The sequence below is a fragment of the Streptomyces umbrinus genome, assembly GCF_030817415.1.
Taxonomy (GTDB): domain Bacteria; phylum Actinomycetota; class Actinomycetes; order Streptomycetales; family Streptomycetaceae; genus Streptomyces; species Streptomyces umbrinus_A.
In genome coordinates this window covers 10,253,649-10,268,975 of the sequence record NZ_JAUSZI010000002.1, presented here as the reverse complement: position 1 = coordinate 10,268,975, position 15,327 = coordinate 10,253,649, and the positions used below count along the sequence as shown (strand labels likewise).

The following is a 15,327-nucleotide window of genomic DNA, read 5'->3' as shown; positions in this document are numbered from 1 at the left end:
CTGTTATCGCCCGCTTGATCTAGTCGGCAAGCAATCTGCCACTCGAGGGTTGTCTGCCATGTCCAAGCTGGATGTCGAAGCCGCAGCTGCACGGCACGATCGCAGCACTACGGTCACTCGTCGGCGTGCCGTCGCCGACCCCACCTCGCATGAGGCTCACATACGAGCAATTGAGGAGGCTGCGCCGAAGCTCAGCGAGGCGCAAAAGGCCCGTATGGCCATCGCGCTCCGAAGCGGTGGTGTCGTACGGACATCGAGGGCAACGGCCTTCTGATCGTTCGTGAGAACGCTGTCGGCGGCAGGTGATTTTAGGGCGCTCATCGCCGCGTTACCCCTGCTCGACACAGGCCGCAGCCAGGAGGGGGCCGTCTCCTCGCCGAACGACTGCCCGCAGGCGGCCAGCTGCTGGTCGCGGGCAACGGCGGCTCGGCGGCCGAAGCCCAGCACCTGACCTCCGAACTCGTCGGCCGCTTCGGCACCGAGCGGGCGCCGCTGTCCGCCATCGCACTGCACGCCGACTCTTTTCGGCTTCCCAATCTCATGAAAGAGCGCCACGTCCTCAACCGTCCACACCTCAACATTCGTCCGGGTGAGCCGAATTCCAAGACGCCCGGGCAAGGAAGATTGGGCATGAGTTACTCCACATTGGTGCGAGATGAAGCACCCGTGGTCACGCTGCTCCCCGGCCCCGCAGCCATTTCGGCGCACGAGTGGAATGCGTTGGTCAGTCCGGGGGGGTTCTACAGCAGTCACGCATGGGTGGCCGGCCTCGCGCATGCGCACGGCCCGAGTCCCGTCCTCTCAGCCTTCTCTGCGGGCCGGCTTGAGGGCGTCGTCCCTACCTGGACGAATGCGGACTCAACTGGGCTGTTCTCACTGGAGGAAATGACCCGCACCCTCCCGGGCGTAGTGAGCGCCGACTACCTCTGGCTGGGAACTCAACGCAGTACTGCGAATGTGGCGACCATCACGCGCAACCCCGCCAAACGTGCCCGAATCCTCCGGGCGCTGCTGGAACACGCGCGGCACCTGGCCGCCCGGAAGGGACTCAAAGGAGTCCTGTGGCCCTACCTCTCCGGCCCTTCCGCGCAGGAGATCGCCTCGTCCCATCCGCTCGCGCATGCCGTACTGCACTCGACAGATGCTGTCGTGAATGTGCCCACTGACGGGATGGCCGGGCTGGAGTCGTCGGTCTCGAGCAAGGAGCGCATGAAGTGGCGCCGCGAACGGCGCATCTTCCGGTCATCGTGCAGTTCAGTTGAGTGGACATCGCTGTCGCCCGACGTCTGCGAGCGCGTGGCACCTCTTCTGGCGAACACCCGCGACAAGTACGGCTCTCCGGGCGGCACGGCATGGATGCGTCGCACCCTCTCAGGACAGCTTTCATCCGGCGTGGCACGGAATGCCTTCGTGGCGCTCGTGCACAGGGGCAACGACGTAACCGCAGCAGCGCTCTTCTACGGTCACGGTGACTGGCTTTACGGCCGGTACTGGGGCGCGTCCCACGCAGCACCGGACTATGCGTATTTCGTCCTGACCCACTATGAAGCGGTCGATTTCGCGGCCCAACACGGCTTTCGACGACTTCACCTTTCGGTTCCAGCATCGAAATCAAAGACTTCCAGGGGAGCCGCACTCACGCCGTTGGCTCTCGTCGCTGTTCCCTCTGGCGCCACCTCCATCGAAGGCCGGGCCTTGACATTTGTCAACCGCCGCCGCGCACAGGACTGGATTGGAGCTGCCCCATCCGCCGGGCCGGAGACGCTCGATCCGGAATGGATTCCGTGAATACAAGAGAAAGATAATTAGTGCTCTACCTGGAATACACCTTCAAGCCCACCGAACATGCGCACGCCCACCAGGCGGAATTCTGGCGATGGATGAGCGAAAGGGAGCCCTGGTTCTATGCAGACTTCCGCATGGTGCGAGGAACGAGCTGGCGCATGGAGAGCTCAGGTACCCGCCCACTCATCCATCACCTCGTGGAATTCGACGACACGAATTCCATTGCAGAATATCGCGCGGCCGTTGCCGCCAAGGCAAAGGAAGACCCTCTGTGGGAGAAAAAAAGAATGGAGCAGGATCTGTGGTACGAGATCATCGGCCGGAGCGTACAAACCTCCTCACTCGCTGACCTGGGTTTTCAACGGTGATGTGGACCTGGGGTTTATCCCACAGGAACTCAGCATTACGTCGTTGTGCACGGGCGATGGGCCTCAATGCGTGCCCGGCATGACGTACGTCGCGCCCCCCTTGGCTCTCCCCCGCTCCATCCGGCATCGGCCGGGAGCGGGGGCTGGGCCGTATTCTTCCTGGCTCTCTGCCTTCGAACACCCCTGCTCCCTAAGCCCGGATCCCTTCACTCCCAGCCAGACCTTGGCCGCGCGCGGAGGCGCAGGGGGCAGCAGACCATGACCCTGATCGCGCAGCCGCCCGCGGCAGGTGCCCAGCAGCACGGTCCAAAGTCTGCGCGCCACCTGCTCGTCGCCTACTACGCGGGGCTCGGAGTGGTAATGGCCGTCTGGGGCGCGCGGATGCCCGCCGTCCAGGCCGCGGCCCAGCTCAGCGCGGGGCGTCTGGCCGTGGTGCTGCTCGCTGCGGCCTTCGGTATGGTCGCCGCTCTCCAGGTTGGCGGTCGTCTGGTTCACCATTACGGCGCGGCCCGGCTGTTGGTAGGCCCTGCCGTGTTGTTGGGCGTGACCCTGGTGGCTCTCGGCTGGTGCCGCAATTTGCCCGCGCTCATCACGGCCGCGTGCTTCTTCGGCATCGCTCATGGGCTGTTTGACATCGCGACCAACGCCTCCGCGGTGCGGTGCCAGGATGCCTACGGGCGGCCGATCATGTCCGGGTTTCACGCGGCGTACAGCGTGGGCGGACTTGTCGGCGCCGGCCTGGCCGTCGCCACCGCCCGCTGGCCACATGAGGTCCTGTTCGCCGGAGCCGGAGCGGTGGCCGCGTTCGTCGCGCTGGCCAGCGTGCCGGCGACGCGATGCGTGGCCGACCTCGACAAAGCAGCCGTCGCGAACACGGCTGCAGGCCCCGGCCCGGCCAGCGGGCCGCGGCCGCGGGTCTGGCTCCTGGGCGCGATGGCCGGCGCCTGTCTGCTGGGCGAGGGTGCGGCGGCCGACTGGGCGGCCGTTCATCTGCACACGCTTCAGGCGCCTGCCACCATCTCAGCTGCCGCCTATGCCGCCTACAGCGCGGCGATGGCGGCCGGCCGCCTGGCCGGCGACCGCCTCACCGCCCGCTATGGCCCGGCACCACTGATCCGTGCGGGTGCCGCACTGGCCGCCGCAGGCCTCGGCATCGGGGTTGCCGTGGGCACCGTCCCCGCAGCCCTCGTGGGCTGGACCCTGCTCGGCCTGGGCCTGTCCACCGTCGTGCCCGCAGCGGTCACCGCCGCCGGGCACGGTGGTCCACGCGCTGTGGCCTCCGTCGCGGCGGTCGGCTACCTCGGCATGCTCGCCGGACCCGCCGTGATCGGCGCCCTGGCATCACTGAGCAGCCTGCCCGCAGCCCTGTTCCTGCCTGTCTTGCTCGCCGGTGTCGTCGCCGTTGCCTCGCACCGGGCCCTGAGGCCGGCCCGATGACCACACTCCCCACCGGATCTGGCCGGTCGCCGACTCTGACCGCCCGTAAATCGCCCGTCTCGCGCATCTGCGCAGAGCACGGTCCCACAACCCCCTTTCGGAGAGCAGCAGATGTGCGGAATCGCAGGACTGGCCGGACCGGGCTCCGCCCGTCACGAAGACACCGTCGTCCGCATGGGGCGATCGCAGTCCCACCGCGGACCCGACGGCACCAGACACACCACCGCTGTGGACGGCCATGCGGTGCTCGCCATGAACAGTCTCCGCATCGTCGACGCGGAGGCCGACTTCGGTCCGTACGTGCATCCGGGCACGGGCTTGGCTCTCACCTTCAACGGGGAGATCTATAACTACCGTGCTGTGGCCGCCTCGTGGGACATTCCGCTCGCGCCCGGTGAGACGGACGCCCATCTGGTGCTGCGTATCTGGGCGAGGCTCGGCCCGGCCGCGCTCGACCTCCTCGACGGGATGTTCGCGCTCGCCGTGTACGACCCGCGGGACCAAAAGCTGTTCCTGGCCCGGGACCGGCTGGGCGAGAAGCCCCTGTACTGGCGGACCGAGGGCACAGCCCTGGCCTTCGCCTCCGAGGTCTCCGCGCTGCTCGGATTCGGACCGGCGCCGGTCGTCGTCCGGCCGGAAATGCTCGCCGTGGAGACGCCGCTCGGCGTCACCACGCCCTTCGAGGGGATTCAGCTGCTGGCCCCGGCCACCGTGCTGGCTTTCGACATCACCACCGGCGACGTGGACCAGCATGCCTGGTGGTGCCTCGAAGACGTCCACCCGTGGGCCGGGGACGGGGAGGACTACAACGCTGCCCTCGACACGTTCTCAGGCACGCTCACAGAACAGGTCCCTGCGCGCGTACCCCGGGGCGACTTCGCGTTGCTTCTCTCGGGCGGGCTCGACTCGTGTCTGCTCGCCTACCTCATGCGTCCGCCGGTCTGCGTCACCGTTCGCTACCCCGGCCAGGACCGCCTCGACGAATCCGCGATCGCGGCCACAGTCGCCCAGGACATCGGTGCGGAGCTCGTGATCGTGGAGCCTGGCATCGATGATCTGCGCAGCGCACTGCCCCACATCACAACGGCGTTGGACTACCCGATGGGCAATGCATCGACGCTCTCCGAGTACATGGCCTACCGGGCGGTGGCCGACCTCGGGATCCGGGTCGTGGTCGGAGGCCTGGGCCCGGACGAGTTCCTGATGGGCTACGCCCGTCATGCGTTCAGCCTCTTCGGCCCCGACGCTTCCCTCGCGGCCGGGCTGGAGGCCTACCGGCCGCTCGCGGCCAAACTGTTCCACCCCGCCGATGAACCACTGCAACCCGCAGAAAAAATGACCCGGCTGATCCTTCGCGGCCCCGACCCCGACGGACGGATCCACGACCTGGCCGCCGACGCTCTGCGGCGCGCCGACGGAGACCTGTCACGAGCCCTCACCCTCACGGAACTGGCGACCGCCTGGAGGCCTCTGGTGATGACCAGCGACAAACTCGCCTCGGCATTCAGCCTGGAGCGGCGCTCCCCCTACCTCGCGCAAGACCTCGTCGAGCTCGCCTATCAGCTGCCGGCCCACTTCAAGATCCGGCATCCGGCGGAGGGCAAACGGATCCTGCGGGACACCGCCAGGGCACTGGGCCTGCCTCGCGAGATCTGGAACAGCCGCGAGAAATTGGGCTTCGCCAGCCCCGTCCCGACCTGGCTCACCGGTCCCCTCGCCTCCTGGGCCGATTACCAGATCCGTGCCGCGCTGGCGGATGCTCCCGCTGCTCTGCGACCGCTGCTGCAAGGTGGTCTGACACACCGTGGGCGCTGGGACCGTACCCGGATGCAGGCCCTGATGGCTGCGGCCTGGCTGGCCGACCAGCCCGTACCGGCCAGCGCGTGAGCCCCGACCCCCTCTACTCCGGAGAGCTAATGTCTTCCACCTCCACCGCCCGTGGCGCAGTCGCGATCATCACCAACTCAGCGGGAGAACTCCTCCTCCACCTGCGCGATAACTTGCCAGGTGTTGTTTGGCCCGGTCACTGGAGCCTGCTCGGCGGTGCAACGGATGCCGGCGAGGAACCCCCCGGCACCATCGTCCGTGAACTGCAGGAAGAAGCCGGCCTCGCTGTCGAGACGATCACTGAGCTGTTCGACGTGCGCGACGAGTACGGGTCCGGACAGGTGATCACCTTTTTCGGCGCTCGATGGGACGGCGACGAGACGCGGCTGCCCCTGACCGAAGGCGTCGAACTCCGATTCTTCGCGCCCGATCACCTGCCGATGCCGATGCCGCCCTACATCCGCTTGGCCATCGATCGCTACCTCGCCGACACCGCCGTCTGACTCCAGCCCCAGGGAAGCCCTCTTCCTCCAACCGAAGGGAACACTGTGCACCTCACCGTCATCGGCTGCGGCTACCTCGGCGCCGTCCACGCAGCGGCTATGGCCGAATGCGGCCACGACGTCCTCGGCGTCGACGTCGACCCCGACAAGATCGCCGCCCTGAGCGCCGGTCAAGCACCCTTCCACGAACCCTTCCTCGACGCGCTGCTGGCACAGCACACCGCCTCCAGGCGACTGAGATTCACCACCTCCTACCAGGAAGCGGCTGCATTCGGCGAGATCCACTTCCTGTGCGTCGGCACCCCCCAGCGCACGGACTCCGACGCCGCCGACACGACCTACCTCGACGCGGCGGTCGACGCCCTGACCACGCATCTTGGTGGCGGGCCCGCACTGATCGTCGGGAAGTCGACCGTGCCCGTCGGCACCGCGCAACGCATAGCCCAGCGTCTCCCCGCGGGCGCCGAACTGGCCTGGAACCCGGAGTTCCTCCGCGAGGGCTTCGCCGTGGAGGACACCCTCACCCCAGACCGTCTCGTGCTGGGCGTGGAGAGCCAGAACGCCGAGATGATGCTCCGCGCGGTGTACGAGGCCGCCATCGACGCCGGTACACCGGTGGTGATTGCCGACTTCGCCACCGCGGAGCTGATCAAGACAGCCGCCAACGCCTTCCTCGCCACCAAGATCTCCTTCATCAACGCCATGGCGGAAGTCTGCGAGGCCGCCGACGGTGACGTGACCGTGCTGGCCCGGGGCATCGGCTACGACGAACGCATCGGCAGCCGCTTCCTGCGCCCCGGGGTCGGTTTCGGCGGAGGCTGCCTGCCCAAGGACATCCGTGCCTTCGCCGCCCGTGCCACGGAACTGGGCACGGGCCAGTCACTCGAATTCCTCGCCCACATAGACGCGATCAACCTTCGGCGTCGGCAGCGGGTCGTCAACCTGGCGCGGCAGCTGTGCGATGGCTCACTCGCCGGCAAGCGGGTAGCCGTTCTCGGCGCTGCCTTCAAACCCGACTCCGACGACATCCGCGACTCGCCGGCCCTCGACGTAGCAGCCCGCATCCACGCCGAGGACGCCGAGGTCACCGTGCACGACCCCAGAGCCATGGACAACGCCCGCAAGTCACACCCGCAACTCAACTACGCCGCCAACCCAAGAGCCGCCGCCGAAGACGCCCACCTGCTCCTCCACTTGACCGAGTGGCCCGAATTCGCCCGCATCGATCCTGCAACACTGCCGGTCGCCGCCCGCACAGTCATCGACGGCCGCGGCGGCCTGGACCCCGCGCGCTGGCGTGCGGCCGGATGGACCTACCAGACCCTGGGACGCTCCTGACCACGGCTGCCACCAGCCAGCCCGACCGGTCACACCTCATGGTGCACGCCGGCTCAGCAGAGGCCCGAATGCATGGCCACGACCTAGCCCCCAACGCCGGCACGGGCTCAGGTTCCTCGGACGTCAGGCTTCCCGGGCATACGACCTGCCACTTGCTCGTCCATTTGTCGGCGTCCAATTCCGCGTCCCCTTGCCCCGGCCAACCTCGTCACACGCAGAAGCAGCAACGAGTTCATGCACTCGAGTCGAGACGGGGAAGTCGTTCCCCCCGCGGCACGGGATGCGTCGGGCCCCGGAACTCAAGACATGTTCCGGGGCCCGACCACGTCCGACGGTGACGTCAGGCGGGCGTGATGTTCTCCGCCTGCGGGCCCTTCTGACCCTGCGTCACGTCGAAGGTGACGACCTGGCCTTCCTGGAGCTCGCGGAAGCCGGAGGAGTTGATGTTGGAGTAATGGGCGAAGACGTCCGGTCCGCCGCCGTCCTGCTCGATGAAGCCGAAGCCCTTTTCAGCGTTGAACCACTTGACGGTTCCCCTGGCCATGCTGGTGCCTTCCAGTCGATATCGGGAACCGCACCGCGCGGCCCCGGAGGTGATCGCCCTGGTCCTGCACTGCACAGCAAGAAGCCCGCGCCGGAGCGCGGGCAGGTACTGCGAACCACGACATCTGAGGACGACGCTACACGGCGAAACCGGATGCCACCAGAGAGCAACAGCCGTGATCCGGGCCGCGTCGCGCATGCCGGCCCATAGCCCTCCGCGCACTGCCGGCCCAGGTCCGGGGCGTGGGTGCCGTGTCCTCACTTGGCATAGATGACCCCGCCAAAGTGCCAGGGAAGGAAGAGGGGCATGGACAGGGAACCGGAGTGCCACCGGGTCGAGTTCGCGAGCGGTTCCGCCGCCTCGGTGGAGAACCGGCGCTCCTTCCGCGACCACGAGCGGAACGACATAGAACCCGACCTGCCCGGCTGGCCCCCTGGACAGCCCTTCGCCGTACGGGGGTTCTTCGGCAAGCTCGGCCGACACGTTCATACGGTCGTCACCACGCTCCTGATGCTGCCGCTGTACATCATCGCCGGCGCCCTCGGTAGTCCCGCGTCGCCCGACAAGCGGGGGAGGCTGGAGGAGCGTGAGAACGAAGTCGACGACTTCCCCGTCATCTGGGCGGGCGTGGGCGAGACGGCTCGCACGCTGCCCTGGCAGCTCGATCCCTCCCGGCGGTCCTGGCGCATGGTGACCGAGCTCGAACTGACCGAGCCTGACGGGCTCGTGCGCATTACGTCCTACGAGGACACGGCGCGGGGCAGTCGGTTTCTCGCATGGGGCGGTGGCGAGAAGGTTCCGGGATCCGAGGCCGTCCTGTGGACGTTGCCCCGGAAGGAAATCGTCGGCGTGGAGACCAAGCGATTCAGCATGGCCGAGTCCGACTTCAAGATCTCCTTCCGGGACGGGTCGTGGGCCCGGCTGACGACGAATTCGTCGGACGGCGCACGCAGGATCGCGGCACTCCTCGGCTAGGCGCTTCCTCCGGCTCCTGTCCGACGGCCATGCGCACCAGGAGCAGCACGACTGACGTTCGTACGCCGCGCGACGCCTCCTAAGAAGTCATCTCATTTGGCGAGTCTGCGGTAGCAGATCAGGGTGCAGGCGATGCTGGTGAAGGCGAGGAAGTGGTCGGCTTTGCGTTCGTAGCGGCGGTGTAGGCGTCGGCATCCGGCGAGCCAGGACATCGTCCGCTCCACGGTCCAGCGGTGGGCGCCCAGGCGGGCCGAGGACTCGATACCTCTGCGGGCGATGCGGTGCCGGATTCCTCGGCTGGATAACCATCGTCGCAGGTGGTTGTAGTCGTAGCCCTTGTCGGCGTGGAGTTTGTGGGGTCTGCGTCGCCGGGGTCCCCGGCGGGAGCGGATCGGCGGGATGCCCTTCACCAGCGGGATCAGTGCCTGGCTGTCGTGCGTGTTGGCGCCCGAGATGCCGATGGACAGGGGCAGTCCGGTCCGCTCCGTGATCAAGTGGATCTTTGACCCGTACTTGCCCCGGTCTACAGGATTCGGGCCTGTCAGCTCCCCCTTTTCAGGGCCAATGCCGCGTAGTTAAGCGTCGGGTGGGCTGGTCAACGGCGGAGTCTGCAGGGGTAGTTGTTGATCGTTGTGGATCCATGCTGGTGTCAGTACGTAGGTGCCGCGGCTTACTCTGCGTAGGAGTCCGTCTTTGGCCCAGCGGCTTAGTTGAGCGCACAGGCTGCGAAAGTGCGTGTTCTCAAGCGCCTGGGAGATTTCCCGGGCCCGCCAGGGCCGATGGGGGTCGGTGCGCATCAGTTGGAGGGTGCGGTCTTTGCAGCCGTTCCCGGCTGGTGCGGTTGTCTGTTCTCGCGAAGCGTTCTGCGAGGTTGGCGGGAATTCAGCGATGGCTGGGCGGTGATGGATGTTGATGTCCAGATGGGTGATGTTCTGGCTGGTCAGGGGTCGCTCTTCGCCCGGTTTGAGGGGATAACGCGACATCGGGCACTTCACCCTGCGGGCGCTGATGCGTGAGCGGCGTGCGGGCAAGGGAGCGGTCAGGACGGCAGTGGCGATGGTGCTTTCTGTGCCGGGAGTCTCGCCGGTGGGCAGGACACCACCAGCGCTGACCACCTGGTCGCGAGCGGCCTGGAGGGCGGCGGTGAAGCTTGCCCGGTCTGGATCGGAGCCTGGAACGGACTCGACGGCGTCCACCATGGCGCTGCGAAGTGCCTGGTAGAGGGTGAGGAGGGCCCAGATTTCCTGTTCCAGGCCGAAGGGGTCGCAGGAGCGCAGCACCCGCCCGTTGAGCAGAGTATGGCGCAGGGAATAGAAGGCTGACTCGACTTCCCAGCGTTCATGGTAGAGGCGCACCAGGACCTCGGCCGGATCGGTGCGGTGGTCCAGCAAGGTGGTAGCCAGGCGATAGTGATCGCCGACGCGCTTTCCGTCGCTGGTTGTCACGGTGATGCGGGCCTCGATGATACGGAGTTTCAGGCCACCCAGGAGGGTCAGGAAAGAGCCGTCGGGCAGGGTGGCCAGCACTGCCGGGCGGCGCCTGGGATTGCAGCGGACCAGCATCTGAGCACCGGTGTCGGCCACCGAGACAAGGAAGCCATCCGCGTCAAAGCCGCGGTCAGCCAGCAGCAGCATCCTCGCGTTCAGCAGTGGCAGCAGCCTCGAGGCGTAGGCTGTCTCGCCGGTGCTCGTCGGCCCGAACGCGGCGCCGAGCAGTCCGCGGGTTCCCGTCTCACACAAGGCCATCAGCCGAAGCGCCGGATAGCCGGCCAGGCCCCAGTGATGCTGGATCTTGCCCAGCACAGCGCGGACGCGTGGCTGGTCGGGTGCTTTGAGCGAGCCGCAGCCGTCGAAGGCCACAGTCCGCCAGCGCCGGTAGCACACACCTGGTGTCGAAGGCTGGGCCAGCGGCCCGGCCAGTACCTCGAACAGTGCCTTCAGCGGCGCGGGACCCAGGCGACGGCGCAGGTCACGTAGTCCCTTCTCGGAAGGGCGGTGCAGCTTCAGCCCGTGCAATCCCGCAACCAGTCTGTCCCACACCCGCGTATATCCGAGCGAGGGGAACAGCGCCAGGGTCAGGAGAAAGTACACCCCCACACGGGAGGGCAACCGGCGCAGCCGCCGTTGCGCGGTGCGGGTGCGGGCCAGGACATCGTCGACGAGTTCGAATGGAACGTATGGGGTCAGCTCGCCCAGGTGTCCCGGGGCGAAGACGCCCTCGGCGACAGTGACGGTGCGGGTGAGTGTGCAGGTGGCAGACTGGCCAGGCAACGGGACCTCTTGTGGCAGGAAGATCTTGGTCGGTTTCCCTGCTCTACCAGAGGTCCCGTTCGCATACCGGCCGAACCCCCAAGCCCGCACGTCAACTTGACCAGCCCACCCGACGCTTAACTACGCGGCATTGTTTTCAGGGCCCGCATGTTGACCGAGTCGATCGCACACCGGGACCAGTCCAGCTCGCCGCGGGATCCGAGTTCATCGAGGACCAGGCGGTGGAGTTTGGCCCACACACGGGCCTTCGTCCACTCGGTGAAGCGTCGATGGGCCGTCGCGCCGGACGGGCCGAACGAGGCGGTCGGCACCTGCTGCCACGTGCAGCCCGAGGTCGCCACGAAGACGATCGCGGCCAGCACTTCACGGTCGCCGTGCCGACGCCGGCCACCACCCTGAGGTCGCGACGGCGCCTCGGGCACCACCTGCTGGAACAGCTCCCACAACTCGTCCGGCACCAGCCGCTCAACGATCTTTGACACGCCACAAGTCTAGTCACCCAAATGAGATGACGTCTAAACTCCCGTGTCATGCCTTCTCCATCCCCTCATGCCACCGTGCTCCATGCCGGCCGCCGAACCGTGCTGGGCCTCCTGATTGCAGCTGCCATCCCACTCCTCCTGGGGGTCGCGGGAGTCGCCGGACTGGTGACAGGCCGGGTCTCCGCGGCGGTAGTGGTCATGGTGGGGGTTGGCGCGCTCGGCGTACTGCTACTGGTGGTCGCATGGCGGCAGCGGCACCAGAAGATCGCCGCGGACCACACCGGACTGTGGGTGCACAACGGCCGTGCCATGCAGGTCATCCAGTGGCAATCGGTGGCCGGCATCGGCGTGTACTACACCGCACAGGCCGTATCGCTGGAGGTGGTCCCCCGCGGTCCGGCTGATGACCGCGACCCCGTCCTGCGTGCCCTGATCCGCGATGACGAACCTCTGGCACCAGAACTGCCCCGACTCCGCTACCGCATCTCACTGCCCCAGGTCGGATGGCGCACTCTGGCGGAGGCGGTCCGGCGCCACAGCGAACCCCACCCCTCCCTCCTGTGGTGTGGCCAGATCAACTACAACCCGGTCACGGCGGCTCTCGCCCGCCGGCGCGCTGATCGCAACTGACGAGCCCCACACCTGCTGGGTGGATCTCTCCACCCGCCACATCGGTGTCAACGCTCCGCGCGGTGGCCAGACTCCGGCCATGGACGGAATGGATGACCTTGGCCAGCGCAGGTGTGCCATCATCGCCACCGCATCCGCGGCGGTTCTGAAGCGTGGCCGCTGGCGCCGCGAGACCGGAAGTCGTTGCCATGATCTCGGTCGCGCCCGCCGGCCATTCCCGGGGCCGTGGGGCGCGCATTCGTCAAAGGAGCACGCTTCGTCATGCCGTTGAAGAAGATGAAGGGGCGGCGTCGCTCGCACCACGTGGGCGACGTTGAAGACGATCCCCTCCACGCCGGCCGATGCCCACTGCCGCATCCACGCCTGAGCCTCGTCCGGGTCGGCAGTCGCGGGCGTCAGCGCCCACGGTGATCGCAGTTCGTGGCCCCGGAAGAGCGACTCCAAGGCAGCGCGGCGTTCGCGATACGGCCAGAGGGGGTGAGCAACTCGGTGCCCGCGTGGTGGAGCAGGTCGAAGGCGTAACCGCGCGAGTTCCTAGAATCCTGAGCCACGAAGCAGAGGAACCCGTAAGTGAACCCCGCATCAGCGCTGGAGACGCGTACGGGTTGGCTTACGGGGCAGCGTGGCACCACGTGGTGGCTGGTGCTGAGGCACGAAGAATTGCCGGAGCCCGGGTGCGCGCGGTGATCGCAGACCAACCTCGGCCAGCACAAAGTCGTCCGCCACGCGAACCCTGTCGCACCGTCGCCTAAGGCCCAGTAACCTGCGGTTGCACAGGGCAATTGGCGGTTGCAGCGGGGAAAGATTCGAACATGCGCGTGGCGGACGGGCAGTACCCTCATCCCTTCGGCCAGGATGTGGTGGACGCGTTTGAAGACCTGCTCGGCGGGACCATGCGCCCTCGGCTGCGCCGCGATTTCCCCGCCTGGATCCTCAAGGCGCCGTTCGTCGAGGCGAATCGGGGCGTGTTCATGCTGCGGTTCATGGCGAAGTGGCAGGAGTGGGCTGCCACCGAGGCACAGCGGATCGGCATCGACACAAGCGATGTCCTGGCGGGCGAGGCCGGATGGAACCAGCTGACCCTGCTGCATGACGCGCTGCGTGTTCAGTTGCGGCAGATCGCTGATCGACGTTCCGCGTTCAGCTGGCTGGTAATCACGAGTCGGATCAACCCTGCGGATCTGCTGCCTGCCGCCCGTGCCTCGATCTCCGCGGCCGTGTTGTCGTTCGCCCTGAGTGAGGTGGGGTCCAGCAGTCGCCCGTCCAGGTCGGCCGAGCTGATTACGAGCCGGTGGTGGCTTGCCCCCCAGGCCCTGACCGACCTGGACGAGTTGTGCTCGGTCGGGATGCTGCTGTTCAACGTGCACAACGCCCGTAGGCGCGTGGCCAAGGGCCAGAGTCTCAGGCTCGGTGGACCGCACCTGATTCCGGAGGTTGCCGACACGGACGACACCGTTGAGCGTGCGATCTTGCTCTACGACGGCCGGCTGAACTTCGCCGGAGGCCGCGGTAATGACCTGGGCTCGTTCCCGAGACAGGTTACGGATCGCCGCGAGTCTGCGAACATCATCACCTGGGCGGACCTGCGCGGCGAAGACCTCGTCTCGCGCGATGACCTCGCACGACTGCTTCAGAAATACGGCCCAGTCTTCCCTCTCGGCACGAACGTCGAGGACCTCGCGCCCGCGGCCTTCTCCAGCGGCGTCGGCCTGACCCTGGAGACCCAGGCCGCTGCCGCGGTCCTTTCAGCGGCTTGGACCTATCTCGCGGATCACGGAGCAACCTGGAAGTCCGTTCCGGGAGAATGGTCCCAGTACGGCTATCTGCGCTGCCCGCGCGACTGGTTCATCGCTCGCTTGGAGGACGGTCCGGCGCTGCCCGAACTGCTCGGCTCATCCTGGCGCGTGGGCGCGACGGTTCGCGGAGTGATCACGCTGCTGGCCCGCGAGCGGGTGGTGCTGCCGGTCGGGCGCTACTTTGTTGTCGATCTCACGGGCGCCACCTCGTTGCTGATGCGCAGCTTCGAGCGGGCCAGGGAAGGGGCCGCGGCCAACGAATGGGGCAGCTCGTTCGAAGCCGCCGCGCAGACGGCGATCGACACCACGCCCTGGAAGCCGACCGGCGCGCTGCGCTCGGTGATCGGCAAGAAGGTCAAGGACGAGAACGGCAATGTGATCACGGACATCGACGCCGTCGCCTTCCACACAGGGGCCCTGTGGCTGATCAGCGCGAAGGCATTCCAAGCCGGGCCCGACTACGCGGTCGGTACCTACGACGCTGTCAGGAGGATCGCGCGCAAGGCGGTGGCGGCGAGCGAGCAGTGGAACGGCTACCTCGAGAGGATCCGCCGGCGTCCATCCGCGCTCGGGGTGGACCTGCCTGACGGATGCACGCTCGAAGGTCTGGTCGTAATGCCCTTCGTCCCGTACGTGCCGGTCGACTCCTCGGCCGCACAGCCGGTGGGAGACCTCTGCCACGTCTCGAGTATCCATGAACTCATCGCAGTGGCCTTGCGGGCGTAGAGCCGTCCGGATCCCGGCACCCGCCGGGCCACCGACGTCAAATTGCGCGGCCGCGATACTCAGAGGTCGAACTGGCTCCGCGGGGCGGGTCGCGCCAGGACGCGAGCTGCGGCCTCGGGGTAGAGGCTGTTGAGGCCCCGGGTGGTCAGTAGGTGCCCGCAGCAGCTCACCGCGGCAGGGTCCACCGGCACGGGCGCCACCGTCCCGGGGCGCACGAGCGTTAGCACGCGACTTTCGAAATCTGGCACAAAACCGCAGATTACGGTGATCGCTCGCAGAATCTGCGAGTTACTGCTGAGATCTCACACCAGCGAGTGAAGAGCCACCAAGGGTCGATCTACCTGCTGAAATGCTGACTCGCGGTCACCGGTCGGCTCCCGGGAACCCGCGCGTACTCCACTAATGAGATGGGCCGGCTGCTGCCGGGCCAGTTCGGCGACGGTCCGCGGTCGACGGTTCGTACGCCGCTGCAGCGCACCGAAATCGAGCCGGCCCTCGATGTGGATGACGGCCTCGCCGTCGATCACCACGTCCTCGCCGAGCGCGACGGCCGCTTCGGCGATCTCCGGGAACGCGGCGGTCAGGTCACGCAGGTTGCGGGACTGCAGGAACACCCGGCCCGCCTCGCAGAACACCAGCAGGCGGA

At 67.2% G+C, this 15,327-nt stretch carries 12 protein-coding genes and 3 pseudogenes; 10 read left to right on the top strand and 5 right to left on the bottom strand.

The annotated features are described in order from the left end of the window. Nucleotides 1-363: 363 nt before the first annotated feature. From QF035_RS45505 to QF035_RS45475, 7 genes and pseudogenes are all read left to right on the top strand, one after another. Nucleotides 364-522: pseudogene (locus tag QF035_RS45505) on the top strand (SIS domain-containing protein); the annotation flags it as partial. 108 nt (nt 523-630) lie between these two features. Next, nucleotides 631-1,788 carry a GNAT family N-acetyltransferase gene (locus tag QF035_RS45500; RefSeq protein WP_307527788.1) on the top strand — a complete coding sequence of 386 codons (1,158 nt, stop codon included), beginning with the start codon at nt 631-633 and terminating at the stop codon, nt 1,786-1,788. Between the two features lie 20 nt (nt 1,789-1,808). Next, entirely contained in the window at nt 1,809-2,153 is a 345-nt protein-coding gene (locus QF035_RS45495) for a hypothetical protein (protein ID WP_307527786.1), read from the top strand. Between the two features lie 258 nt (nt 2,154-2,411). Then, nucleotides 2,412-3,590: an MFS transporter gene (locus tag QF035_RS45490; protein ID WP_307527784.1), complete on the top strand. Its 1,179-nt coding sequence runs from the start codon at nt 2,412-2,414 to the stop codon at nt 3,588-3,590. A 174-nt stretch (nt 3,591-3,764) separates the two neighbouring features. Then, the gene (locus QF035_RS45485; protein WP_307527782.1) at nt 3,765-5,477 is read left to right on the top strand and encodes an asparagine synthetase B family protein; all 1,713 of its coding nucleotides are present in this window, start codon (nt 3,765-3,767) and stop codon (nt 5,475-5,477) included. A 29-nt stretch (nt 5,478-5,506) separates the two neighbouring features. Further along, nucleotides 5,507-5,920 (top strand): NUDIX domain-containing protein, encoded by a 414-nt coding sequence (locus QF035_RS45480; RefSeq protein ID WP_307527779.1) that lies wholly within the window; start codon nt 5,507-5,509, stop codon nt 5,918-5,920. 45 nt (nt 5,921-5,965) lie between these two features. Beyond that, the gene (locus QF035_RS45475; RefSeq protein WP_307527777.1) at nt 5,966-7,258 is read left to right on the top strand and encodes a UDP-glucose dehydrogenase family protein; all 1,293 of its coding nucleotides are present in this window, start codon (nt 5,966-5,968) and stop codon (nt 7,256-7,258) included. Between the two features lie 340 nt (nt 7,259-7,598). Here QF035_RS45475 and QF035_RS45470 read toward each other — a convergent pair whose 3' ends face one another. Then, nucleotides 7,599-7,802, bottom strand: coding sequence for a cold-shock protein (locus QF035_RS45470; protein ID WP_307527774.1), 204 nt, complete (start codon nt 7,800-7,802; stop codon nt 7,599-7,601). Nucleotides 7,803-8,108: 306 nt separating this feature from the next. Here QF035_RS45470 and QF035_RS45465 point away from each other — a divergent pair, with 306 nt between their 5' ends. Then, nucleotides 8,109-8,777 carry a hypothetical protein gene (locus QF035_RS45465; protein WP_307527772.1) on the top strand — a complete coding sequence of 223 codons (669 nt, stop codon included), beginning with the start codon at nt 8,109-8,111 and terminating at the stop codon, nt 8,775-8,777. Between the two features lie 92 nt (nt 8,778-8,869). On the opposite strand, the pseudogene QF035_RS45460 reads toward QF035_RS45465, so the two are convergent. The 3 genes and pseudogenes from QF035_RS45460 to QF035_RS45450 all read right to left on the bottom strand — a co-directional run. Beyond that, nucleotides 8,870-9,328, bottom strand: a pseudogene (locus QF035_RS45460) (IS5 family transposase); the annotation flags it as partial. A gap of 24 nt (nt 9,329-9,352) precedes the next feature. Continuing rightward, nucleotides 9,353-11,047, bottom strand: a complete 1,695-nt coding sequence (locus QF035_RS45455; protein ID WP_307527770.1) for an IS4 family transposase — start codon at nt 11,045-11,047, stop codon at nt 9,353-9,355. A 134-nt stretch (nt 11,048-11,181) separates the two neighbouring features. Then, a pseudogene (locus QF035_RS45450) lies at nt 11,182-11,529 on the bottom strand (transposase); the annotation flags it as partial. Nucleotides 11,530-11,577: 48 nt separating this feature from the next. Between QF035_RS45450 and QF035_RS45445 the strand changes: the two are divergent. After that, a complete protein-coding gene (locus QF035_RS45445; protein ID WP_307527768.1) occupies nt 11,578-12,159 on the top strand; it encodes a hypothetical protein in 582 nt (193 codons plus the stop codon). 812 nt (nt 12,160-12,971) lie between these two features. Continuing rightward, nucleotides 12,972-14,681 carry a hypothetical protein gene (locus tag QF035_RS45440; protein ID WP_307527766.1) on the top strand — a complete coding sequence of 570 codons (1,710 nt, stop codon included), beginning with the start codon at nt 12,972-12,974 and terminating at the stop codon, nt 14,679-14,681. 302 nt (nt 14,682-14,983) lie between these two features. Here QF035_RS45440 and QF035_RS45435 read toward each other — a convergent pair whose 3' ends face one another. After that, the gene (locus tag QF035_RS45435) at nt 14,984-15,316 is read right to left on the bottom strand and encodes an ATP-dependent DNA ligase (RefSeq protein WP_307527764.1); all 333 of its coding nucleotides are present in this window, start codon (nt 15,314-15,316) and stop codon (nt 14,984-14,986) included. Nucleotides 15,317-15,327: the final 11 nt, after the last annotated feature.

What these genes read in the sequence shown, in the direction of transcription:
- QF035_RS45500 (WP_307527788.1), top strand. Translation starts at nt 631, where the DNA reads ATGAGTTACTCCACATTGGTGCGAGATGAAGCACCCGTGGTCACGCTG.
- QF035_RS45470 (WP_307527774.1), bottom strand. Translation starts at nt 7,802, where the DNA reads ATGGCCAGGGGAACCGTCAAGTGGTTCAACGCTGAAAAGGGCTTCGGC.
- QF035_RS45440 (WP_307527766.1), top strand. Translation starts at nt 12,972, where the DNA reads ATGCGCGTGGCGGACGGGCAGTACCCTCATCCCTTCGGCCAGGATGTG.
- QF035_RS45480 (WP_307527779.1), top strand. Translation starts at nt 5,507, where the DNA reads ATGTCTTCCACCTCCACCGCCCGTGGCGCAGTCGCGATCATCACCAAC.
- QF035_RS45465 (WP_307527772.1), top strand. Translation starts at nt 8,109, where the DNA reads ATGGACAGGGAACCGGAGTGCCACCGGGTCGAGTTCGCGAGCGGTTCC.
- QF035_RS45485 (WP_307527782.1), top strand. Translation starts at nt 3,765, where the DNA reads ATGGGGCGATCGCAGTCCCACCGCGGACCCGACGGCACCAGACACACC.
- QF035_RS45490 (WP_307527784.1), top strand. Translation starts at nt 2,412, where the DNA reads ATGACCCTGATCGCGCAGCCGCCCGCGGCAGGTGCCCAGCAGCACGGT.
- QF035_RS45445 (WP_307527768.1), top strand. Translation starts at nt 11,578, where the DNA reads ATGCCTTCTCCATCCCCTCATGCCACCGTGCTCCATGCCGGCCGCCGA.